General features: G+C 64.1%; 13 protein-coding genes and 2 pseudogenes. 9 read left to right on the top strand and 6 right to left on the bottom strand.

What is annotated here, in order from left to right:
• Nucleotides 1-37: 37 nt before the first annotated feature.
• The 3 genes and pseudogenes from FJ934_RS22045 to gltX all read left to right on the top strand — a co-directional run bounded on the left by FJ934_RS22045 (nt 38) and on the right by gltX (nt 2,302).
• The gene (locus FJ934_RS22045) at nt 38-469 is read left to right on the top strand and encodes a GNAT family N-acetyltransferase (RefSeq protein ID WP_246671594.1); all 432 of its coding nucleotides are present in this window, start codon (nt 38-40) and stop codon (nt 467-469) included.
• Nucleotides 376-804: pseudogene (locus tag FJ934_RS22050) on the top strand (ATP-binding cassette domain-containing protein); the annotation flags it as partial. The gene FJ934_RS22045 and the pseudogene FJ934_RS22050, both read left to right, overlap by 94 nt.
• Nucleotides 805-928: 124 nt before the next feature.
• Nucleotides 929-2,302 carry a glutamate--tRNA ligase gene (gene gltX, locus FJ934_RS22055; RefSeq protein WP_140612400.1) on the top strand — a complete coding sequence of 458 codons (1,374 nt, stop codon included), beginning with the start codon at nt 929-931 and terminating at the stop codon, nt 2,300-2,302.
• On the opposite strand, the gene FJ934_RS22060 is transcribed toward gltX, so the two are convergent.
• From FJ934_RS22060 to FJ934_RS22070, 3 genes are all read right to left on the bottom strand, one after another.
• Nucleotides 2,220-3,419, bottom strand: a complete 1,200-nt coding sequence (locus tag FJ934_RS22060) for a DUF2865 domain-containing protein (protein ID WP_140612402.1) — start codon at nt 3,417-3,419, stop codon at nt 2,220-2,222. The genes gltX and FJ934_RS22060 overlap by 83 nt on opposite strands.
• A 72-nt stretch (nt 3,420-3,491) precedes the next feature.
• On the bottom strand, nt 3,492-5,816 hold the full coding sequence (locus FJ934_RS22065) for an NADP-dependent malic enzyme (RefSeq protein WP_140612404.1): 2,325 nt from the start codon (nt 5,814-5,816) through the stop codon (nt 3,492-3,494).
• A gap of 176 nt (nt 5,817-5,992) precedes the next feature.
• Nucleotides 5,993-6,772, bottom strand: a complete 780-nt coding sequence (locus FJ934_RS22070; protein WP_140612406.1) for an SDR family oxidoreductase — start codon at nt 6,770-6,772, stop codon at nt 5,993-5,995.
• A gap of 120 nt (nt 6,773-6,892) precedes the next feature.
• Between FJ934_RS22070 and FJ934_RS22075 the strand changes: the two genes are divergently transcribed.
• The gene (locus tag FJ934_RS22075) at nt 6,893-7,708 is read left to right on the top strand and encodes a UDP-2,3-diacylglucosamine diphosphatase (protein WP_140612408.1); all 816 of its coding nucleotides are present in this window, start codon (nt 6,893-6,895) and stop codon (nt 7,706-7,708) included.
• A 127-nt stretch (nt 7,709-7,835) separates the two neighbouring features.
• On the top strand, nt 7,836-9,050 hold the full coding sequence (locus tag FJ934_RS22080; protein ID WP_140612410.1) for an MFS transporter: 1,215 nt from the start codon (nt 7,836-7,838) through the stop codon (nt 9,048-9,050).
• Here FJ934_RS22080 and dgcA read toward each other — a convergent pair.
• Nucleotides 9,021-10,004 (bottom strand): N-acetyl-D-Glu racemase DgcA, encoded by a 984-nt coding sequence (dgcA, locus tag FJ934_RS22085; protein ID WP_140612412.1) that lies wholly within the window; start codon nt 10,002-10,004, stop codon nt 9,021-9,023. The two genes, FJ934_RS22080 and dgcA, sit on opposite strands and share 30 nt — an antisense overlap.
• Before the next feature lie 77 nt (nt 10,005-10,081).
• Between dgcA and FJ934_RS22090 the strand changes: the two genes are divergently transcribed.
• The 4 genes from FJ934_RS22090 to FJ934_RS22105 all read left to right on the top strand — a co-directional run bounded on the left by FJ934_RS22090 (nt 10,082) and on the right by FJ934_RS22105 (nt 14,153).
• Nucleotides 10,082-11,269, top strand: a complete 1,188-nt coding sequence (locus tag FJ934_RS22090; RefSeq protein WP_140612414.1) for an ABC transporter permease — start codon at nt 10,082-10,084, stop codon at nt 11,267-11,269.
• 1 nt (nt 11,270) lies between these two features.
• Nucleotides 11,271-12,080 (top strand): ABC transporter ATP-binding protein, encoded by an 810-nt coding sequence (locus FJ934_RS22095; protein WP_140612415.1) that lies wholly within the window; start codon nt 11,271-11,273, stop codon nt 12,078-12,080.
• Nucleotides 12,081-12,094: 14 nt separating this feature from the next.
• The gene (locus FJ934_RS22100) at nt 12,095-13,468 is read left to right on the top strand and encodes an MlaD family protein (protein WP_140612417.1); all 1,374 of its coding nucleotides are present in this window, start codon (nt 12,095-12,097) and stop codon (nt 13,466-13,468) included.
• Nucleotides 13,469-13,556: 88 nt separating this feature from the next.
• The gene (locus tag FJ934_RS22105) at nt 13,557-14,153 is read left to right on the top strand and encodes an ABC-type transport auxiliary lipoprotein family protein (RefSeq protein ID WP_140612419.1); all 597 of its coding nucleotides are present in this window, start codon (nt 13,557-13,559) and stop codon (nt 14,151-14,153) included.
• Nucleotides 14,154-14,179: 26 nt separating this feature from the next.
• Here the strand turns inward: FJ934_RS22105 and FJ934_RS22110 are convergent.
• Both FJ934_RS22110 and FJ934_RS22115 read right to left on the bottom strand, forming a co-directional pair.
• Nucleotides 14,180-14,473, bottom strand: a pseudogene (locus tag FJ934_RS22110) (exonuclease); the annotation flags it as partial.
• A gap of 94 nt (nt 14,474-14,567) precedes the next feature.
• A complete protein-coding gene (locus FJ934_RS22115) occupies nt 14,568-21,158 on the bottom strand; it encodes a kinesin (RefSeq protein WP_140612421.1) in 6,591 nt (2,196 codons plus the stop codon).
• Nucleotides 21,159-21,197 lie beyond the last annotated feature (39 nt).

Here is a 21,197-nt window from a genome sequence, read left to right on the forward strand (position 1 = left end):
ACCGAAAATTTCGCCGCACTGTGGCGAGGACAGAGCCATGCCTGAGTGTGAAATCAGCTTCGACCTGTCGCGGATCGATTTCCGGGCGACGTCGGATCTGTTGATGGCGAGCTACTGGGGCGACGGGCGCAGCGATGAAACGCACCGCCGCGCCTTTGCCCATTCGTTCTGCGCCGCCGCCTATATCGACGGCAAACAGGTCGGCTTCGGTCGGGCCATCACCGACCGCACGGTGTTCGCCTATCTCGCCGACATCATCGTCTGGCCGCAGCATCGCGGGCGAGGCATCGGGTTGCGGCTGGTGCGGGCACTCATCGACCATCCGGAGCTAAGCACCGTTTCGCATTGGAGCCTGTCGACCAGCGATGCGCATGGGAGATCGAGCATGCCGCCAGACTGGCGAGCGCGCATGATTTCATCGTCAACCTGCCGAAGGGCTACGGCACGCTGGTTGGCGAGCGTGGCGTGAAACTGTCGGGGGGCGAGCGGCAGCGCGTGGCCATCGCGCGCGCTTTCCTTGCCGATGCCCGCATCCTGATCCTGGACGAGGCGACATCGAGCCTCGATTCGGAATCGGAGGTGCTGATCCAGCAAGCCATGGAACGGCTGATGGTCGGCCGCACGACGCTTGTTATCGCGCACCGGCTGTCGACGGTGCGGGCGCTCGACAGGCTGCTGGTCTTCGACCGAGGCAAAATCGTCGAGGAAGGTTCGCACGACGAACTGATCCGGCTGAAGGGCGGCATCTACCGTCGTCTGTTCGAGCGCCAGGCGCTGGAGCTGACCAAGGGCATGGTCATCTGACGGGATCGGGGCCATGCAACACGCATGGCCCCGCTCTTTTCATTATGCGCGCCATGTTCTATGTCTGCGGCACGGTGCGGGGGCGCATCTTGTCAATCACAAAAGCATCCGGTACGCCCCGCTCATGACAGTTACCGTTCGTTTCGCTCCGTCACCGACCGGCCGCATCCATATCGGCAATGCGCGCACCGCTTTGTTCAACTGGCTGTTTGCCGTGAACAACAAGGGCCGTTTCATCCAGCGCTTCGACGACACCGACATTGCCCGCTCGAAGCAGGAATTCTCCGACGCCATCCTCTACGACCTGCATTGGCTGGGCATTTTCCCGGATGCCACCGAATATCAGTCGCGGCGCTTCGAGGTCTATGACGCCGCGGTCGAGCGGCTGAAGGCGGCGGGGGTTCTGTACGCCTGCTACGAAACGCCGGAGGAACTGGATCTCAGGCGCAAAGTGCGCCGCACGCGCGGCCTGCCGCCGGTCTACGGCCGCGAGGCCTTGGCGCTGACCCACGAGCAGGTGGCCGAATATCAGGCTGATGGCCGCAAGCCGCACTGGCGCTTCCTGCTGCCCAATTTCACTGGCGATCCGCAGCAGCCAGAGCGCACCGAGGTGCACTGGAACGATCTGGTGCGTGGCGAGGAAACCGTGGATCTGGCTTCGCTGTCCGACCCGGTCCTGGTGCGCGAGGACGGCACTTATCTCTACACGCTGCCATCGGTCGTCGACGACATCGATATGGGCGTCAGCCATGTCATCCGCGGCGACGACCATGTCACCAACACCGGCGTGCAGATCGCTCTGTTCAAGGCGCTGGGCGCCGAGCCGCCGGTCTTCGGCCACCACAATCTCTTGACCACCGTGTCGGGCGAGGGACTGTCGAAGCGCACCGGGGCACTGTCCATCGAAAGCCTGCGTGAGGAAGGCATCGAGCCGATGGCTGTCGCTTCGCTGGCCGTGCTGGTCGGGACTTCGGAGAATGTCGCGGCCGCGCATGACCTGACCGAACTGGCCGGTCATTTCGACCCGGCCGCGACGTCAAAATCGTCGGCCAAGTTCGATCCGGACGAGCTTTTCGTGCTCAACCGGGCCCTGCTGCACCACATGCCGTTCGACGAGGCACGAGACAGGCTGATGGTGCTCGGTATCTCCGGCGAACAGGCCGAGCCCTTCTGGCTGGCCGTGCGCGGCAACCTTGACCGGCTCGCCGACGCCGTGGGCTGGTGGCGCATCCTGCGCGAGGGGCCGCAGGAGCGGTCCGAATTCTCCGCCGACGACCGCGATTTTCTGCATCAGGCCTTTGATATCCTGCCGGAGGAGCCCTGGAACGGGACGGTCTGGAAGGACTGGACGGGCAAGATCAGGGAAGCGACCGGGCGCAAAGGCAAGGGGCTGTTCATGCCGCTCAGACTTGCCCTTACTGGGCTGCCTTCGGGGCCGGAGCTTGCAGATTTATTGCCGCTGATGGGTCGGGAAGGAACGTTGGCCCGACGACCCTGACCTTGCGCTGCTCCGGCGGCAGGGCCGAGACGGGCGACGTCACCGGCTTCGCGGAAAGCCGCTTGATGGCTTCACGGTCGAGCCCGCCTTCTCTATTGGCCAGCGTTTCCGAGTCGGCACCCGGATCTGGCTTGGAGGCCGGAACGGGAACGAAGGGCGCGGCCGCTTCGGGCTGCGGTTGCGTCGGGTTCGACGGATTGCCGCCAATGATCTGGAAATTCTGCGCGGCGTTGCAGCCGCAGGCCGGCGGCCGCGACACATTGGACTGCTTGTAGAGATAGGCGGTCGGCAATTCGCTGTAAGGCCTGCCGGTGACCGACGACGTCATCGAGGCCGAATCGTCATCCATGCCGCGCGAATAGAAAACCTGCATTTCGGTGCCGGGGCAGCTCGATTCGCAATTCTTCTGGTCGCGTTCGAAATCGCCGGCCGAGGCAGCGTTCGACATGGGGAAGAAATAGCCGTCGCAAGTACGCACGCAGGTGGTGTGGAACTCTCCGCCGGTGCCCGCAAAATCCGGAGTGCCGGGCAGGTTCAGGACGCGGCGGACGTTGCGCTCCTCGCCGGAATCATCGGGCTGGTCCAATGTATCGACCTGTCGGCTGTCGCCGCCGAAAAGCTGGTCGAACAGGTTCGTGTTGTCGTCTTCCCCGCGCTCGGCGTCCTGCAGCGGAGCGCGGCGTTGGGGGGCAGCATCGTCGCGGCAGCCATTGGCGTCGAGCGCCGCCAGGATGCGGCCACGATCGCGGCGTGAGCCGCCGCCGGCGAGCTGTGCACGCTTGGCCTGCAGGCTGTCGAGATTGGCGTTCATGCGGTCGATGGTGGCGTTGAGACCGGCGCATTGATTGATGTTGCGGGAAAACAGCGAAAATCCGCACCCGACGCTGCTCGCCTGATCGCGTGCCCTCGATATCTGTTGGCGCTGCCTATCGATCGCGGCATCGTATTTCCGGATCATTGCCGGACCTCCGCCCCCGCCGCGCGAAGCCGCGGCAAGATCGGCCTCCAACTGGCGGCAGACCCGCGAGGCGGCCTGCGGCTTGGTGATCGCGGCACCGGACAGGAAGAGGCCGAGCAGCACGGCAGCATGCGCCTGCTTCCACCCTCCGCCTGTCATCCGCCCAACTCCGCCATCGTCCGCAAGGCTACCGTGTTCGCGGTTAATCGCAGTTTACCGCGAAATCGTGGCTCAGCCCAGGTTGGCGATCGCCTGTGCCTTGTGCGCGGCCTCGACCACGGCCAGCGCCGTCATGTTGACCACACCGCGTGACGTGACCGACGGCGTCAGAATGTGCGCCGGCTTGTCGGTGCCGAGCAGGATCGGCCCGACATGCAGGGCATCCATCATGGCGCGCAGCGCCGTCAGCGTGATGTTGGCCGAATCGAGGTTCGGGAACACCAGCAGATTGGCTTCGCCCTTCAGGCGCGAATGCGGATAGACGCGCTGGCGCAGATGCTCCGACAAAGCGGAATCGGCATGCATTTCGCCGTCGCACTGCAGTTCCGGCGCGATCCGCGCCAGGATCGCCGCCGCCTGCCGCATCTTGAGCGCGCTCGGCGAATCGCGCGAGCCGAAGTCCGAATGCGAGAGCAGCGCTGCCTTCGGCTCGATGCCGAAGCGCTGGATTTCCTCCGCCGCCAGCACGGTCATCTCGGCGATCTCCTCGGCCGTCGGGTCGACGGAGACGTGGGTGTCGGTGAGAAAGATAATGCCGCGCTGCGAGATCAGCATCGACAGCGTCGACAGGTCATAGTCCCTGATGCCGGCGCGCGGCCCGATGATCAGCGTGACGTTGCGCAGATGCCGCTCGAAGCGCCCTTCGAGGCCACAGACCATGGCGTCCGCATCGCCGCGCTTCAGCGCCAGGGCCGCGATCACCGTATTGTCGGTGCGCACCATCGTGCGCGCGGCCTCCGTCGTCACGCCGCGCCGGCCCGCGAGTTCGATCAGGAGGTCGACATAGTGGCGATAGCGCGGATCGTCCTCGGGGTTGATCAGGCCGAAATCGACGCCCGGCTTGATGCGCAGGCCGTAGCGTTTCAGCCTGACCTCGACGACATGCGGACGGCCGATCAGGATCGGCTCGGCGATGCCTTCCTCAAGCACCACCTGGGCGGCGCGTAGCACGCGCTCATCCTCGCCGTCGGCATAGATGACGCGCTTGGCGCTCGAAGCCTTGGCGGACGAGAACACCGGCTTCATCACCAGGCCCGAGCGGAAGACGAAGCGATTGAGCTTGTCGACATAGGCGGCGAAGTCGGTGATCGGCCGTGTGGCGACACCGGTGTCGCATGCCGCCTTGGCAACCGCCGGCGCGATACGTAGGATGAGACGCGGATCGAAGGGCGAGGGGATCAGGAATTCGGGTCCGAAGATCGGCGTCTCGCCGGAATAGGCGCGTGCGGCGACGTCCGATGGCTCCTCGCGGGCAAGGGCGGCGATGGCCCGCACCGCGGCCATCTTCATCTCCTCGTTGATGGCGCTGGCACCGCAATCCAACGCGCCTCGGAAGATGTAAGGGAAACACAGGACATTATTGACCTGATTGGGAAAATCGGACCGGCCGGTGCAGATCATGGCATCGGGACGCGCCGCGCGCGCCACTTCCGGCATGATCTCCGGATTGGGGTTGGCCAGCGCCAGGATCAAGGGCTTCGGCGCCATATGCTCGAGCAGTTCCGGCTTCAGCACGCCCGCCGCCGAAAGGCCGAGGAAAACGTCGGCGCCTGGGAGGACATCGGCAAGCGTGCGCGCCTCGGTGTTCTTCACATAGGGGTCTTTCCAGCGATCCATCTCGTCGGCCCGGCCTTTGTAGGCGACGCCGAAGCGGTCGGTGACCCAGATGTTTTCGACCTTGGCGCCAAGTGAGACCAACAGGTTCAGGCAGGCGAGCGCGGCCGCACCCGCGCCGGAGGTGACGATCTTGATGTCCGATATGGTCTTGCCGGCGAATTCCAGCCCGTTGAGCACGGCGGCGGCGACGATGATGGCGGTGCCGTGCTGGTCGTCGTGGAACACCGGAATCCCCATGCGGGCCTTCAGCCGTTCCTCGACTTCAAAACACTCCGGCGCCTTAATGTCCTCTAGGTTGATACCGCCGAAAGTGGGCTCGAGAGCGGCGACGGTCTCGACCATGCGCTCGATCTCCGGGGCGTCGATCTCGATGTCGAAGACATCGATACCGGCGAACTTCTTGAACAGGACCGCCTTGCCTTCCATGACCGGCTTCGAGGCCAGCGGGCCGATATTGCCGAGGCCGAGCACGGCCGAGCCGTTGGAGACGACGCCGACGAGGTTGGCGCGCGCCGTGTAGTCGGCGGCGGTCGCCGGATTGTCGCGGATTTCGAGGCAAGGGGCCGCCACGCCGGGCGAATAGGCGAGCGCCAGGTCGCGCTGGTTGCCGAGCGGCTTGGTCGCCTGGATCTCAAGCTTTCCCGGCGTCGGATGCTTGTGGAAGTAGAGGGCGGCTTCGTCGAGATCCGAACGTGCCGTCTTCTTGTTCTCGCCTTCCATGCGGCCGCTCCCTCGAAACCTGCTTCGAGAGTCCTTTTAGCATGAGGTCAGCGGTTTTCGCGACGCTAATTGACGCGCCGATGGCTTTATGGGTCGGCACGTCGAAAATCACTAGATGTCAGATATTTGCGGCTGTTTCATGCCAGATGAGTCGCGCCGTTTTGCCGCCCCTCCGATCAGAAGGCGCTGACGTAGAGACCGCCGTCGACCGGCATGTTCTGTCCGGTCAGATAGCCGGCATGGACCGAGCACAGGAAGGCGCAGATCTGGCCGAATTCCTCCGGCGTGCCGAGCCGCTTGGCCGGCACATCGGCGCTGATGCGGGTCTTGCGCGCCGCGGCCGCCGCGGGATCCTCGACGGTACCGGCCTCGTGCGGGCCGCGCAGGCGGTCGGTGTCGAGCTTGCCGGGCAAGAGAGAGTTGATGGTGACGTTGCGATCGATCACCGTTCGCGCCACGCCGGCAAGGAACGAAGTCAGGCCGGCGCGCGCGCCGGACGACAGGTCAAGGCCGGGGATGGGGACATAGACCGACAGTGAGGTGATGTTGACGATACGGCCGAAGCCGCGCGCCGCCATGCCGTCGAGGACGGCCTGCACCAGCTCGATCGGCGTCACCATGTTCTGGGTGACGCCTTCAAGGATCTTGGCGCGATCGAGCTCGCGGAAATCGCGAAGCGGCGGCCCGCCATTGTTGTTGACGAGGATGTCGGGTTCCGGGCAGGCGGCAAGCAGCGCCTTCTGCACCTCCGATTTCGAAACATCGCCAACGACTTCCGTCACCGTCACGCCATAGCGCTGGCGCAGCTCGGCGGCGGTTTTCGCCACCAGCTCCGCGTTGCGGCCGTTGACGACGATATCGCAACCGGCTTCGGCCAGCGCCATGGCACAGCCTTTCCCAAGCCCCTTGCTCGAAGCGCAGACGATAGCCTTCTTTCCCCTGATACCGAGATCCATGACGAATTTCTCCTGTGATTTGCCCGGCAGGCTAGCGCCAGCGCTGGACCAATCGCAACCGTCATACGGTTGTTGCATGAATCGGCGCATAGGCTGCTCGAAAGCAAGGGTGAAATCGCGATGTCAGGCCAAGAGCCCCGCACTTTCCGCAGCATGTTCATTTCCGACGTCCATCTGGGCTCGAAGGCGGCGAAGGCCGAGTTCCTGATCGATTTCCTGCGTTATCATGACGCCGACATCATCTATCTGGTCGGTGATATCGTCGACGGCTGGCGGCTGCGGCGCAGCTGGCACTGGCCGCAAAGCCACAACGACGTCGTGCAGAAACTGCTGCGCAAGGCGCGCAAGGGCGCCAGCATCACCTATATCGCCGGCAACCACGACGAGTTCGCTCGCCAGTTCCAGGGCGTGCATTTCGGCGGCATCGTCGTCGCCGACCGTGCGATCCACGAAACCGCCGATGGCAAACGCCTGCTCGTCATCCATGGCGACCAGTTCGACACCGTCGTCCACAATCAGCGCTGGCTCGCCTATCTCGGCGATCATGCCTATGACGCCGCGATGATCGTCAACCGCGTGGTGACACGGCTGCGCCAATTGCTCGGCCTGCCCTACTGGTCGTTCTCGTCCTGGGCAAAGGTCAAGGTCAAGAAGGCGGTCAACTTCATCGGCTCGTTCCAGACCGTGCTCACCGAGGAGGCGCGCCGCTCGCATGTCGACGGCGTCATCTGCGGCCACATCCACCATGCGGCGATCGAGAATTTCGAGGACGTGCGCTACATCAACACCGGCGACTGGGTGGAGAGCTGCACGGCCGTGGTCGAACATTTCGACGGCCGGATGGAAATCCTGACCTGGGCGCATGTCCTGCCCGAGGCGCCGGACGAGCCTTTCATTCCGTTGCTCATCGAAGATCGGGTAGGGCAGGCGGCCTGAGCCGAATTTCCTCAGAGGTTCGGCACTAATCGATTAGTCCAACCGGTTTCGCCCGGTTTTCCCCTATGTTATGGGTCGACCCACGTTGCTGACCGGCTGACGGAATGCGGCGCAATTGGATCGATTCATGTCCCTGCCGCCGCTTTCGCCAGAACAACTCCTCAAGCCACGCCATTTCGAACTGCGCATGAGCCTGATCTTCGGCACGTTGTTCCTGTCGCTTGGCACGCATCTGCCCTATTTCCCGCTCTGGCTGCAGGCCAAGGGGTTTCACGCCGAGCAGATCGCCGTCATCCTGGCGGCGCCTATGTTCATGCGTGTGGTGACGACGCCGTTGCTGACCACACTCGCCGATCGGGCGAGGGACCGCGCCGATGTCTATGTCGCGCTGGTGGCGGCCGCGCTGCTTTTGTCGGCGGGGTATTTTCTCACGCCGACCTACTCGACGGTGCTGGCTGTGTCGCTGGCGCTGACTATCGTCTGGACGCCGCATTCGCCGATCGCCGATTCGCTGGCGCTTTCGGGCGTGCGCCGCTTCGGCTCGAACTACGCCAGCATGCGCAAATGGGGTTCAATCTGTTATCTCTGCGCCAATGTCGCGGGCGGCTTCATCCTGGCGGCCAGCGGTCCTCAAGCCGTTCCGGTCATCATATTCCTGGCCCTTGGCGCGGCACTCACTGCAGGGCTGCTGGCGCCGCGCATGGGGCGGCCGCGCAAGGCCTCGCCGTTGTCGGCGGTGGAAATCCAGCACGCGGCGCCGAGTCTCTTCAACGCCTATTTCCTCTACTTCACCCTTGGCGTCGGCATCATCACCGCCAGCCATGCATTCCTCTATGGCTTCGTTTCCATCTACTGGAAATCGATCGGCCTCAGCGATTCGGTCGTCGGCCTGCTGTGGGCCTGGGGCGTGGTTTCCGAAGTCTGCATGTTTTTGTTTTTCAACCGCATTTTTGCCTCTGTGCCCGTCGTCAGGGTGATGGTCATCGCCGGCATCGGGTCGATCGTACGCTGGATCATCTTTCCACTGGTATGGCCGCTCGGCCTTGGCATCGCCGGCTTCTTCGCCGTGCAGTCGCTGCATTCGGTGTCCGTCGCGATGGTGCTGATCGGCCTGCAGAAGATGATCGGCGAGACCGTCTCGGAAGAGCGCACGGGCGCTGCGCAAGGCATCGCCTATTTCTTCAACGGCTTCTTCATGGCCGCCGTCACGCTGGCTTCCGGTCCGCTCTATGATCGTCTCGGGGTCGACGGTTTCCTGGCGATGATTCCGATCGCCATCGTCGGCCTGGTGCTGATCGGGCTTGCCGCGCGCTCAGCCCCACAGCACCCGGTCCGGCGGTGAGACCAGCGAACCCTTGTAGACCAGGCCCGGCTGGCGGTCGCGCGCAAGCAGCAGCGGGCCATCGAGATCGACGAAATCGGCTCCTTGCGCAAGCAGCACCGCCGGCGCCATCGCCAGCGATGTGCCGACCATGCACCCGACCATGATGCCGAACCCCAGATCCCGAGCCCGGTCGCGAAGCACGAGCGCCTCCGTCAGGCCGCCCGTCTTGTCGAGCTTGATGTTGACCGCGTCATAGAGGCCGACCAGCGAACCGAGGTCCTTTGTCTCATGCACGCTTTCGTCGGCACAGATCGGCACCGGATGCGCAATTCGGCGCAGGATCTCGTCGTGTCCAGCGGGCAGGGGCTGTTCGACAAGCGCGATGCCATGTTGTGCGGCAAAGGCGAGATTGGCCTCGATGTTCTCGTCGGTCCACCCCTCATTGGCATCGAGGATGATACGGCCTTGCGGCGCAGCCTCCGTGACAGCGCGAATCCTGGCCATGTCGTTGTCGCCCCCGATCTTGACCTTGAGCAGAGGCCGCATGGCATTGGCACGCGCCTGCGCCGCCATCGCCTCCGGTTCGGCGAGCGACAGGGTGTAGGCTGTTTCGAGGCTCGACAGCGGAGCGGAATGCATGGCGTCGGCCACCGGTATTCCGCTGATCTTTGCCTCGAGATCCCACAGGGCACAGTCGACAGCGTTGCGCGCGGCGCCGCCCGCCATGGCCGAGAGCAGGGCGGTCCGATCCATGCCGCCGGCAATCCGTTCGCGCATGGCCTCTATCGCGTCGCGCACACCGTCCATGGTCTCGCCGTAGCGTTTGTAGGGAACGCATTCGCCGCGCCCGACATGTCCGTTTTCACGGATCGTGCAGGTGATGACCTCGGCCTCGGTCTTGGAGCCGCGCGAAATGGTGAAGGTTCCGGCGATCGGGAAACGTTCCGCCTCGACCGAAATGACACGCGCCATATTTTTCTGCTCCGGCTGTGCGAGAAGGGTTGTCGGCAAATCGACAAGGTCGGACCCATCAGGCTAAACAGGACGCCATGTTGACCATCGGCAAGCGCGACGCAAGCGGTACGACCGCCTCGGAGGCTGACCACGGCCCACGCGTGGCGGTCGGCGAGGAGGGCGACGTTCTCGGTTGCGCGTTCTCCGGAATCTGGACGACACGAACCGTTGCGCTGATCGACGCCGACATGCGCAAGATCGAGAAGCGAAGCGGTTTCAGGACCTTGGCCCTCGATCTTTCGAAAATCGAGAAGATCGATACCGCCGGCGCCTGGTTGATCGACCGGCTGGTCAGCGTGTTCGAGAAGAAGAACGTCGAGGTCCGGATGCAGGGCCAAAGCGAGATCGCCTCCATCCTGCTCGACGCCGTGGGCGAAGCCGTGCGCCGCGAGCCCGAATCGGGGCCGGCGCGGCCGCCGAACATCATCATTCGTGCCCTGGAGGCGGTTGGCCGGCGCGTTTACGAGATGCGCGACGATTTCCTCGCCTCGATGAACATATTGGGCGCCACCATCCGCGGCGCGCAGATGAAGCTCGGCCGCGGCCATGCCGTCAACCCGGCGGCGATCTTCAACCAGATCGATCGCATGGGCGTCGGCGCCATTCCGGTGGTGGTGCTGATGTCGGCGATCGTCGGTGCCATCGTTGCCCAGCAAGGCGCCTATCAGCTCCGCTATTTCGGTGCCGATATCTTCGTCGTCGACCTCGTCGGCGTGCTGATCCTGCGCGAACTCGGCGTGCTGATGACGGCAATCATGATCGCCGGCCGCTCCGGCAGCGCGATCACCGCCGAGATCGGCTCGATGAAGATGCGCGAGGAGGTCGACGCGCTGAAGGTCATCGGTCTCAATCCGATCGGCGTCCTGGTCTTTCCGCGCCTGGTTGCGCTGGTGATCGCCTTGCCGTGCCTGACGATCATCGCCAACTTCGCCGCACTCGGCGGCGGCATTGTCGCGGCCTGGCTCTATTCCGACATTCCACCGGCCGCTTTCCTCGACAGGCTCCGGGTCGCCATCGATCTCAGCACCATCTTTGCCGGGCTGATCAAGGCGCCGTTCATGGCGATGATCATCGGCACCATCGCTTCCGTCGAAGGCATGAAGGTCGGCGGCAGCGCCGAGTCACTCGGCCAGCACGTGACTGCCTCGGTGGTGAAGTCGATCTTCGTCGTCATCATCCTCGACGGGCTCTTCGCCATGTTCTACGCCGCGATCGAGTTCTAAGATGGCGAAGGGCAGTGGGATGACGACGCAGGAACAGGACGAGAGCGAAATCGTGCTCTCGGTGCGCGACGTCACCGTTGCCATCGAGGACAAGCTGATCCTTGACAAGCTGTCGCTCGACATCAGACGCGGCGAGATCCTGGGTTTCGTCGGTGCGTCGGGCGCCGGCAAGTCCGTCCTGTTGCGAACCATTCTCGGGTTGGTGCCGAAGCAGTCTGGAACGATCCGGCTGTTCGGGGTCGATGTCGACAAGGCAAGCGACATCGAGCGGCTGCGCATCGACATGCGCCTTGGCGTGCTGTTCCAGCATGGCGCCCTGTTTTCGGCGCTGACCGTGCTGGAGAACGTGCAGGTGCCGATGCGCGAATATCTCGACTTGCCGAAGAAGCTGATGGACGAGCTGGCGCTGCTCAAGATCGAGTTGGTTGGACTGCCGCCGGATGCGGCGCAGAAATTCCCCTCCGAACTCTCCGGCGGCATGATCAAACGCGCCGCGCTTGCGCGCGCCCTGGCGCTCGATCCGGACATCGTCTTTCTCGACGAGCCGACGTCCGGCCTCGACCCGATCAGCGCGGCCGAGTTCGACGAACTCGTCGTCAAGCTGCGCGACACCATGGATCTGACCGTCTATATGGTCACGCACGACTTGGACACCCTGTTCACCGCTTGCGATCACGTGGCGGTACTCGGCAAGAAAAAGGTGCTGGTCGAGGGCACAATCGACGACATGCTGAAGAGCGAGGAGCCGTGGGTAAAATCCTATTTCCGCGGAAAACGCGCCCGGCAACTTGATCTTGCCACGCGTGCATAGCCATAAGTGAAGCAATGGAAACCAGAGCCAACTACGTCATTGTCGGCATTTTTACGCTGGTTGCGATCCTGGCGGCGTTCGGCTTCGTCTATTGGACAGCCGCGATCGGCGACAGGGGCGAGACGGCCCTGCTGCGCGTGCGCATCCCGGGCTCGGCTTCCGGCCTCGGCCGCGGCAGCTTCGTGCTGTTCAACGGCGTCAAGGTCGGTGACGTCAAGCGTGTCTATATCGACGTCGACAATCCGACTGTCGCCATTGCCGACACCGAGATCGATCGGCTGACGCCGATCACCAAGTCGACGCAGGCCGATATCGGCCTTGCCGGTCTTACCGGGCAGGCCAATATCGAACTCAAGGGCGCCGATCCCAAGGAAGTGAAGCTGCTCGACCAGGCGGAAAAGGAAGGCAAGGTCGCCGAGATCATCGCCAACCCGTCGGCCGTGACCAATCTGCTGCAGACCGCGCAGAACATCTTCAACCGCGCCGACAAGGTGCTGAGCGAACTCGAGGGCTTCACCAAGGATGTCCGTGGACCGCTGACGCAGACCGTGCACAACGTGCAGACCTTCTCCGATGCGCTGGCCAGGAATTCCGACGGCATCGACAAGTTCCTGTCCAGCGTCAGCGCGCTCTCCGACGAGTTGAAGGGTGTGTCCGGCAAACTCGACGGCACGTTGAAGGCGGCGGAAGGACTGCTCAATGCCGTCGACAAGGACAAGATCAAGAGCATCGTGGCCAATGTCGATACCGTGACCGCGAACCTCAAGGAAACGTCACGGCAGCTCGACGGCGTCATCAGGAATGTCGATACCGCGGTCGGGTCGGTCAATGATTTCGCCAAGCAGACGCAAGGCACGCTGGCCAAGGTCGACGGGGTGCTCGACGGCATCGACCCGGCGCAGGTGCGTACGGCTCTAGCCAACATCCAGAAGGCCAGCGAAAGCGCCAACAAGGCCGCCGCCGATATCGCCGTCGTGACCAACAAGTTCGCCAACCGCGCCGACGATATCAACCAGACCATCAAGGACGCCAAGCAGCTTGCGCAACGGCTCAACGATGCTTCGGTGCGTGTCGACGGCATCCTCGCCAGGGTCGACACCTTGCTCGGATCGGGCCAGGCCGATGGCGTGATGGCCGATGCCAGGGCGACGCTGAAATCATTCAAGCAGGTTGCCGATACACTGAATGCGCGGCTTGGGACCATCACCGACAATCTGGCGCGCTTCTCGGGCCAGGGACTTTCGAATGTCGAGGCGCTGGTGCAGGACAGCCGCCGTTCGATCGGTCGCATCGAGGAGGCGGTGACAGATCTCAGCCGCAATCCACAGCGCATTCTCTCGGGTGGCGAAGGCGAGGTTCGGCAGTTCGACGGCAGGGCGCGGCGTTGACTTCGGCGTCTGCTCGCCTCAGAAACAATCATTGCGGATGTAGGTTATTTTTGAGGTCGATAAATAACGGGGATGGTAGGGGGCGTGCGTGAAGTCGATTGTGTCCAGATCGGGCGTGGCATTGCTTGCCTTGGCCCTCGCCAGCTGCGCGGCTCTGCCGGGCGGCGGACCCGCGCCACTCGACACGTTTGAGCTGTCGGCACCTTCGGTCGAGGCACATGGCCACAGCCGTCGCCAGATCCTGATCGCCCAGCCTTCGGCGCTCAAGGCGCTGGACAGCCAGAACATCGTCATCAAGCCCTCCGACCGCTCGATCCAGTATCTGAAGGGCGCGCAATGGGCTGACCGCCTGCCCCTGATCGTGCAGGCGCGGTTGGCCGAGACGTTTCAGCGCTCGGGCAGTTTTGCCGGCGTCGGCAAGCCGGGCGAGGGGCTGGCGATCGATTACCAGGTGATTGTCGAGATCCGATCCTTCGAAGTTCGCGTCGAGGGCGGCGAACATGCCGAGGTTGACCTGTTCGTGCGCATCCTCAACGACCGCAATGGCGAGGTGCGCGCTTCCAAGAGCTTCACCGCGACCGCGCCCGTTTCGGGGCGCGGCAATCCCGCCTATGTCAGTGCGCTCGACAGCGCGTTCGGCGATGCCGCCAGGCAAATCGTTCGCTGGACCGATTCGGTGATCTGAGCGGCAGGGGCGGCGACGCTTTCTGGCTATCTGTGCTCGAAGACATCAGGCCGCAGCTTTCCAGTCTTCATCAGGTGCTGCAGGGTATAGGTCGGGGACAGCGCATCGTCGAGCGCGTCTTGTCCCCTGCAACGCGGGTGGTCGACGCGATAATAGTCCGCAAGCCTTTTGCTCGGCGTCCTGGCCAAATCCTCGATCGGCATCCCAACCGCGATCAGCAGCTTTACGGCGTTGCCAAACCGGGTGGCCGGGACGGAAGGGGAAATGCCCGCGACATGGCAACTGATGACGATCGTGTTCAGTTCGTCCTTGCCCCAGGACAGAACAGCGCCCCATGGGGACAGGGTCAGCATGCGCCGGAAAGTTTAGGATAGTCACAGGCGAGGCCAAGGCCCCGCCTGTTCAATTCCCGGTTTAATGCAAGCGACCGCTGGCGTGGGCCAGCATGGTGTAGACCTTACCGGTGTCCGAGGTCAGATAGGTCTGCGCCATGATGTTGTCGCGATCGTTGCGCGAGACATCCTTGAGCAGCTTCTCGAAGTCGTCGCAGTAGCGGTCGACGGCGGCGCGGAATTCGGCCTCGGCCTGATATTTGCGGCGAATCTCGTCGAATGTCTGCTGACCCTTCAGCGTGTAGAGCCGGCGGGTGAAGACGTCACGTTCGCCGCGCCGATAACGGTTCCACAACTCGATCGAGGCATCGTGGTCGATGGCTCGCGCGATGTCGACTGAGAGCGAGTTCAGTGATTCCACGACATGCAGCGGCGAGCGCTGGGCAGGGGTTGCGCGCGGTGCTTCCGCGGGCGCCGCCGGTGCCGTGGGCCCGAGGTCTGCGTCGTTCGATGCCGCGGTCAGAAGATCGCGCACCCAGCCGCCCTGCGGCGTCCGGGCACTGGCGTCGGAGCGCGGGCGCGGTGGCGCTTCGGCCGGACGATCGAGGTCGAGCGTGCCGCGCAGCGCCGTGCCACCCAGCGGCGCCTGCGGCGCACGAAGTTCCGGCTGCGGTGCAGGGGCACGACGCGGCGGTTCGGCGGCGCGTGGCGCCGGCGGCGCCGGGCGCAGGCCGCGCGGCTCCGAGGCGTCGCCACCGCGACCGGACTTCGCAACGATGTCCGAAAGCTCCTTCAAGGCGTTGATCTGCTCCGAGACGGCGCGGCGGATGGCAGAGGTCGATTCCTTTGCCTCTTCCGGCATCTCGATGACGCCCTTCTTGAGTTCGGCGCGGGTGAGGTCGAGTTCGCTCTTGATCGAGCCGGCGGTGCGACGCATCTCCTCGGTCGCATCGGCGAAGCGCTTGGTGGCCGAATCAACGACATCGGTGATGGCGTTGCGGATCTTGTCTGCGGACTCCAGCGTCTTGCCCTCGGCGTTCTGCAACGTCTGACCGACGAGGTTTTCGAAGGAGCGCATGACCCTTTCGAGGTCCTCCGACTTCTTGACCAGGCCGACGGCGAGCTCTTCGAGCGACGACTGCCTTTCCAGCGTGTGCTCGAGGTTGCTCTGGGCCGAGCTCAGGAGGTCCGAGGCGCTGACCAGCAGGCGGCTGTGCTCGTCGAACTTGGTGGCGATCGATGCCACTTCGCGCAAGGTCGACGACGACAGCTCTGTCAGTCTCGTGGTGTTGGAATCAACCAGGCGCGCCGAGCTGGCAAAGGTCTGAGCCGCCTTTTCGGTGGTGGCCGCGAAGCTTTGCGTGCTGCCGGTCAGGCGTTCGTCGACCTGGCTGAGGTTGACCGCGGCCTGCTCGATCAACTGACCGAGCTGCGAACTGGACTTTGTCATGCGGCCGATGAGGTCGGCGACGCTGTCGGACAGCGACGAGCGGGCGCCTTCGACCGCCGACAAGGTCTCGGCGGTGCGGCTGGCGAGCGCGTTGACAAGAGCTGCATTCTCGCTGCGCAGCTTCTCGGCGGCGCGTTCGGTGACCTCTTCCATGCTCTTTTGCAGTTCGGAGCCGCCCTGGGCGAAGCGCTCGACCAATGGCCGTGCGGTCTCATCGAGGATCTTCGACATTTCGGCCGACCGCGCCGCGAGCATGGAGTTGAGCTCGCGGGTATTGGCGCCGATCGTCTTGGCGGCGTCGTTGGTGCTTTGGCCGATATGCTGGCCTACCGCGGTAAAGGTCTCCGCGATCACATTGGCGCGCGAAACAAGCTGTGCCTCGGCGGTCGAAACCTGCTCATTGAGCTTTTGGCCGATCGTTTCCGTGGTGTTGGCGAGCCGGTTCTCGACCCCGGCGATCTGCTCCTCGACACGAGCGGCCGCGGCCGCCGCGCTCGATGCCAGACGCTCGTCTGCGCCGGCAAGCGCCTGCTCGATCTCGCGGGCATGCACGGCCAGTTCCTGGCCGGTCTGGCGCGCACGGTCGGCGACCCTCTGCTCGGTGCTGGCGAAAGCACCGACGATGGTCTGCGCATGCTCGCCGATCGTCGAAGAGCTGTCGGCGATGCGCGAAACCAGACGCTGGTCGGCCTCGTCAAAGATACGGCCGATTTCCGACGCACGGTTGGATAGCGCGTCCGATCCTTCCGCGATGCGCGCGACCAATTGCTGGTCGGCGGCGTCGAAAATACGGCCGAGATCGGATGCTCGGGCGGCGAGCGCCTCGGCCGATTCGCCGATACGCATGCCGAGCCTCTGGTCGGCGCTTTCGAAGTTGCGCAGGATGTCGCCGGCGCGGGCGGCCAGCGACTGTGCCGTCTCGACGGCACGGGCAACCAGCTTCTGGTCGGCGTCGTCAAACGTACCGGCGATCTCGCCCGCGCGGGCAGACAGATGATCGGCGGTTTCCTGGGCCCGGGCAGCAAGCTGATCCGCGGTTTCCCGGGCGCGCGCGGCGAGCTTCTGGTCCGCCGCGTCGAAGGTGCCGGCGATTTCGCTTACACGGGCGTTTAGCTGATCGGCGGTTTGCTGGGTGCGCGCGGCGAGCCTCTGGTCCGCCCTGTCGAAGGTGCCGGCGATTTCGCTGGCACGGGCAGCCAGCTGATCGGCGGTTTCGTAGGCACGGGCCAGCAGTGAGCTGGAGGTATCGTCGGCACGGGCAAGCAAGGCGTTCGACGTATCTTCCGCACGGGCGTGGAGGCGGCGATCGGCCTCCTCGAAGGTACGGGCAATATCTTCGGCCCGCGCCAACAGGGCCGCGGACGTCTGTTCGGCGCGCTCGGCGATCTTGCGGTCCGCGTCGCTGAAGGCCGCGCCGGCCTGCTCATGCAGCGCGCTAGTGACTTCCAGGACCTTTTCACGCAATGCGCCGGCAACGAAGACCGCGCTCCTCTCGAGCACGCCGCGAACATTGTCGACACCGGTCGAGAGCGCGCGCTCCATGGTCCCGGCGCGTTCCTCGATGATACCGGTCTGGCGGCTGAACGCCTGCTCGATCTTGTCCACATCGGCTGCGATAGCGGCCGAAATGTCGGTGCTCCTGGCCGCGATCTGGTCGATATGGCCGGACAGGGAGCGATCGACATCCTTGCGGGTCTCGGCGAGCTTGCCGAGATCGTCTTCCAGAGCGCGGCTCAGCATGTTGCGGCCTTCAGCCAGCTTGCCGACATGGCCGGAGATGATGTCATCGATGTCGCTGCGGCTTTCGGTCAGCTTCTGCAGATCGGCTTCGAGCGCGCGTTTGAGAATGTCGCGACCTTCGGCCAGCTTCTCCACCTGACCTGCGACCACGCCGTCGATGCTGGAGCGGCTTTCGGACAGTTTGGCCAGATCGGCTTCGAGAGCGCGCGTGAGAATGTCGCGGCCTTCGGCCAGCTTCTCCACCTGGCCGGCGACCAGACCGTCGATGCTCGAACGGCTTTCAGCCAGTTTGGCAAGATCGTCCTCGAGCGCCCTCGACAGGGTCGAACGATCCTGGACGAGCCGTTCGGCGTGGCTGTTTACCAAGCCGCTGACGCTTTCAAGGTCGGCTTCGAGAGCCCGGGCGAACTGTGCGCGGTCATCCACCAGTTTCTGCGACTGATCAGCAATGGTGCCCCTGATCGTCTCGAGATCGCCATCGAGCGCACGCTTGAGGATGTTGCGGCCTTCGGCCAGCTTCTCGACCTGGCCCGAAACCAGCCCATCAATACTCGAGCGGCTCTCGGCCAGTTTGGCGAGATCGTCTTCCAATGCCCTGGAAAGTGTCGATCGGTCCTGTGCAAGCCTTTCGGCATGGCCCTGGACAAGGCTGTTGACGCCTTCGAGATCAGCCTCGAGGGCCCGGGCGAACTGGGCGCGGTCATCGACCAGCCTCTGCGACTGGTCGGCAACGGTGTTCTTGATCGTGTTGAGGTCGGCTTCCAGCGCCCGCCGCAGGATGTCGCGGCCTTCGGCCAGCTTCTCGACCTGGCCGGCGACCAGCCCGTCGATGCTGGAACGGCTCTCGGCCAGTTTGGCGAGGTCGTCCTCGAGAGCCTTCGACAAAGTCGAACGATCCTGAACCAGCCTGTTCATGTGGTCGGCGATGACGCTGTTCACATTCTGCAGGTCGGCTTCCAGGATCCGCGAAAGCTGCCCGCGATCCTCCGCCAGTTTTTCCGACTGGCTGGATATGACGCCCTGAATGGTGTTGAGGTCCGATTCCAGCGCGCGCTTGAGAATGTCGCGGCCCTCGGCCAGCTTCTCGACCTGGCCGGCGACGAGGCCGTCGATGCTGGAGCGGCTTTCGGCCAGTTTGGCAAGGTCGGCTTCGAGCGTCTGCGACAGCAGGCTGCGGTCGCTGGCGAGCCTTCCCGAATGATCGTCGATCAGGGTCCTGATGCCCGAGAGGTCGTTCTCGAGCGAACGGCCAAGCTGGCTGCGGTCTTCCGCCAGCATTGCCGAGTGGGTCTCGATCAGGCTCTTGATGCCGACAATGTCGTTTTCGAGCGCCTTGGCGAGCACGGCGCGGCCCTCGGCGATCTTCTCGACCTGGCCGGCAACCAGTCCGTCGATGCTGGCGCGGCTTTCGGACAGTTTGCCGAGATCTGCTTCCAGGGCGCGCGACAGTATGTTGCGGCCCTCGGCCAGCTTGCCGACATGTCCGGCGACCATTTCGTCAATGATCGTACGAGCTTGCACAAGCTTCCCGGAGTCTTCGTTGAGAGCCAGCGAGAGCCGGTTGCGGCCTTCTTCCAGCCTTTCGAGATGACTGCCGAGCGAGGCATCGATGGCAGCACGCGATTCGTTGACCTTGCGCAGGTCCTCTTCGAGGGCACGCGCGATCAGGTTGCGGCCTTCGGCCAGCTTCTGCACCTGGTTGGTCACCGCCGCATCGATGCCTTCGCGGCCTTCGGCGAATTTCGCCAGATCCGCCTCCATCGCGGCCGCCATGCGCTCGCGGCTTTCGGACAGTTTGCGGCTGTGGTTTTCGACGGCTTCCTCGATGCCGGCGCGGGCATCGGCGAGCCGCTGGATATCGGCGTCGAAGGAACGCGAGACGACGTGACGCGCGGCTTCCATGCGCCCGGCGAAATCGCTAGCGCGGGCCTCCAGCATGCTCGATGTCGAGGTGACGATGTCGGCCATGTCGGCGCCGATCTGGGTCTTGCCCTGATCGATCATCGCGGCCAGCGCGTCCTTGCTCTCGGCGAAGGTGTGGGCAATTTCACGGGCGCGTTCGACCAGCGTCTCGTTGATCTGGCGCGCGCGGGCCTCGAGTGCCGCGTTGAGTTTCTGCGTGCCGGTGTCCAGCGCCTCGGCGCGGGTCTGGAATTCGCTGATCAATGCCTGGCCGCGTTCGGCGAGCGTGCGCTCGATGCTGTTGAGGCTGGCCTCGAATTCCGAATTGAGGGTACGCGCGGCGCCGCCGAGCAGCGACACCATGCCGGTGGTGCGATCGTCGAGCAGATCGGTCAACGACCGGGTCAGGCCGTCCGTCGTATCCGTCAGCTTGGCAATGCGCGTGTCGAGCAGGCTGGCGAAAGCCTCGCCGGAGGTCGACAGCCGGTCGGTGATGGTATCAAGCCGGCCTTCCACCGAATCGAAGATCGACAGCGAGCTTTCATTGATGCGGTCGATCAGCGTGTCGCCGGAATTGGTGATCGTCATCGACAGCTTGGTCGATGCGTTGAGGATGCTGTCGCGAATGATGTCGCTGGCGGCACCGATTTCGTCTTTGAGCGTCTCATGCGCGCCGGCGATCGAGGCGCGGACGCGCTCGGCATGGGTGACGACCGCCTCGCGCTCGCTGCCGAGCCCGTCGACGAGCGAACGGATCCGGTTCTCGTTTTCCGTATAGGAGCGCTCGATCTGGTTGACTTCGCTGTGGACCAGGGTTTCCAACTCCACCGCGCGGGCAAGCGTGCGTTCGATGCCTTCGCCCATGGCCGCCACCTCGCGGCGAACGGCTTGGCCGATCATCATGACGCGATCCTGAGCCATGTTTTCCGGCTCGGTCAGGCGGAAGGCCACTTCCGTCATCGACTGGGCGGCGATGCGCATATCCTGGGCACGGCGAATCATCGCCGCGAAGGCCCAGAACAGGATGACCGGCACGATCGCCGCGACCGCAAGGCCAATCAGCTCGGGACGGGCAAAGAACTGGTCAAGGGTGCGGATATGCCAGATGCTCGGTCCGAAAAGCAGGTTGGCCAGCCCGACGGCGCCCGCGATCCAGGCGAGCGAAACAAAGGCAATGACCCAATAGACGGTGTTGGAGGCACGCCTGTTCAGGCTGTGCAGGAGCGTCTTGTAGTCCTTCTGGCGATCGTCATTGGCAGGCGCGAAGCCCGCCGCGGGCTGGCCGCCGTTGCGTGTTTCCACAGGGCGCAGTTCGGTAGGCTTGGGCGTGGGCTGGGTTTTGGACGCGGGCTGAGCGGCCTCGGCCTGATTGGCGGCGGGAGCCGGCTTCTGGTCGCGCCCCTCGCGGGCCAGCTCGTCGGCGGCTTGGGATATCTGCGCTTCCAGATCTTCCATCGAAGCCGCGATATCGAGGTCGCCGCTGCCAAGATCACCGCTGAGGTCGAAATCGAGTGCTTTTTCGAGCTCCCTGGCCACATCGCTGTCGAGAGTTCTGGTCGTTGTCGTTGGTTTCTTCGCCATGCCTTCGCTACCCTGTACTAGCTGCCGCGGGCTTATAAT

The sequence above is a fragment of the Mesorhizobium sp. B2-4-12 genome (genome assembly GCF_006441575.1).
Classification (GTDB): Bacteria; Pseudomonadota; Alphaproteobacteria; order Rhizobiales; family Rhizobiaceae; genus Mesorhizobium.

Bases quoted from the DNA above. Each gene is read 5' to 3' on its own strand.
- FJ934_RS22045 (WP_246671594.1), top strand. From the start codon at position 38: ATGCCTGAGTGTGAAATCAGCTTCGACCTGTCGCGGATCGATTTCCGG.
- gltX (WP_140612400.1), top strand. From the start codon at position 929: ATGACAGTTACCGTTCGTTTCGCTCCGTCACCGACCGGCCGCATCCAT.
- FJ934_RS22060 (WP_140612402.1), bottom strand. From the start codon at position 3,419: ATGACAGGCGGAGGGTGGAAGCAGGCGCATGCTGCCGTGCTGCTCGGC.
- FJ934_RS22065 (WP_140612404.1), bottom strand. From the start codon at position 5,816: ATGGAAGGCGAGAACAAGAAGACGGCACGTTCGGATCTCGACGAAGCC.
- FJ934_RS22070 (WP_140612406.1), bottom strand. From the start codon at position 6,772: ATGGATCTCGGTATCAGGGGAAAGAAGGCTATCGTCTGCGCTTCGAGC.
- FJ934_RS22075 (WP_140612408.1), top strand. From the start codon at position 6,893: ATGTCAGGCCAAGAGCCCCGCACTTTCCGCAGCATGTTCATTTCCGAC.
- FJ934_RS22080 (WP_140612410.1), top strand. From the start codon at position 7,836: ATGTCCCTGCCGCCGCTTTCGCCAGAACAACTCCTCAAGCCACGCCAT.
- dgcA (WP_140612412.1), bottom strand. From the start codon at position 10,004: ATGGCGCGTGTCATTTCGGTCGAGGCGGAACGTTTCCCGATCGCCGGA.
- FJ934_RS22090 (WP_140612414.1), top strand. From the start codon at position 10,082: ATGTTGACCATCGGCAAGCGCGACGCAAGCGGTACGACCGCCTCGGAG.
- FJ934_RS22095 (WP_140612415.1), top strand. From the start codon at position 11,271: ATGGCGAAGGGCAGTGGGATGACGACGCAGGAACAGGACGAGAGCGAA.
- FJ934_RS22100 (WP_140612417.1), top strand. From the start codon at position 12,095: ATGGAAACCAGAGCCAACTACGTCATTGTCGGCATTTTTACGCTGGTT.
- FJ934_RS22115 (WP_140612421.1), bottom strand. From the start codon at position 21,158: ATGGCGAAGAAACCAACGACAACGACCAGAACTCTCGACAGCGATGTG.